At 61.6% G+C, this 1587-nt stretch carries 1 protein-coding gene; it reads right to left on the bottom strand.

The features are described from left to right. Positions 1–31: 31 nt before the first annotated feature. Positions 32–1486 carry a catalase gene (locus ACNPN0_RS18560; RefSeq protein ID WP_332489296.1) on the bottom strand — a complete coding sequence of 485 codons (1455 nt, stop codon included), beginning with the start codon at positions 1484–1486 and terminating at the stop codon, positions 32–34. Between the last annotated feature and the right edge of the window lie 101 nt (positions 1487–1587).

Here is a 1587-nt window from a genome sequence, read left to right as displayed (position 1 = left end):
GGGGGGGGCGTTTTCCGTGTCGGCTGGCGAGTCACTTCTGGCGGACGTTGGCCTCGATCTTCGCTCCGGTATCGGCGTCGATGTTCTTCCAGTATTGGATCGCGTTGGACAGCACCGGCTCGATGACCCCATCCAGCGCCCCGGTGACGGTGTCCACCAGTTCGGCGCGCTGGGCATCATCCATCACCTCGCGGACCAGGATGCCGGGTTGTACGAAGTCCCCATCGTCCTTGCGCAGCGTGTAGGCCTCGCGGACCAGCTCGCCGTCGGACTCGAAGGAATTTTCCGCAGGTCCGGTTTCATCGCTCCATGAATCCCCGAAGGAGTTCGGCGCATAGACGCTGCGATCCCCGGTGTGATCGTAGGTCATGCTCCCCTCGAAGTTGTACGAGTGGACCGGGCACTTGGGCTTGTTCACCGGCAGCTGCTGGAAGTTGGTGCCGATGCGGTAGCGCTGCGCATCCGCGTACGCGAAATTGCGTCCCAGCAGCATCTTGTCAGGACTCATCCCCATGCCCGGGACCATGTTCCCGGGGGAGAATGCGGCCTGCTCGATTTGCGCGAAGAAGTTCTCCGGGTTCCGGTTCAGCGTCATGGTGCCGACCTTGATGCGCGGATAGTCCTTCTTGGACCAGACCTTGGTCAGGTCGAAGGGGTTGAACCGGTAGGTCTTGGCTTCCTCGTAGGGCATGATCTGCACGTACAGGTCCCACTGGGGAAAATTTCCGGCCTTGATGGCATCGAACAGGTCGCGACGGTGGAAGTCGGCGTCGGATCCGGCCAGTGCCTCGGCCTGCGCCCCGCGCATGGTCTCGAACTTCTCGGACTGCTTGTTCAGGAAATGGTACTTGACCCAGAATTTCTCTCCGGCAGCATTGACCCACATGTAGGTGTGCGAGCCGTAGCCGTTCATTTCGCGCCAGGTCTTGGGCAGGCCGCGCTGGCCCATGATGTAGGTGACCTGGTGGGCGGATTCCGGATTCTGCGTCCAGAAGTCCCACTGCATGGTTCCATCGCGCAGCCCCGAATCGGGCAGCCGCTTCTGGGAGCGGATGAAGTGCGGGAACTTCATCGGGTCGCGCACGAAGAACACCGGCGTGTTGTTCCCGACCAGATCGAAATTGCCTTCGGAAGTGTAGAACTTCATCGAGAAGCCGCGCACATCGCGCCAGGTGTCGGGAGAGCCGAGCTCGCCGGCAACGGTGGAGAAACGCATCAGCGTTTCGGTTTTCACGCCAGGCTGGAACAGGGCCGCCTTGGTGTACCGGGATACGTCCTCGGTGGTTTCGAATTCGCCGAAGGCTCCGGAACCCTTGGCATGCGGGCGGCGCTCGGGAACGTTCATCCGGTTGAAATGCTGCAGGGTCTCGACCAGATGATGATCGTGCAGCACGATGGGGCCGTTGGCGCCCACCGTCAGCGAGTTGCGGTCGCTGGCTGCCGGGATTCCTGCTTGGGTTGTCGAGGTGGTTTCTTCACTGGCCATGTTTGCTCCTCAGCTATGTGGTGCATTGGGAAAAGGGCGAGTACTGCCCATCATGCCACGCGAGGCGGGGGCGTTGAAGGGATGCAAAAAGGGGCCCCACC

The organism is Glutamicibacter sp. AGC84 (assembly GCF_053543575.1).
Note: the sequence above shows the minus strand (reverse complement) of the source record. Positions and strands in the feature narration are given on the sequence as shown.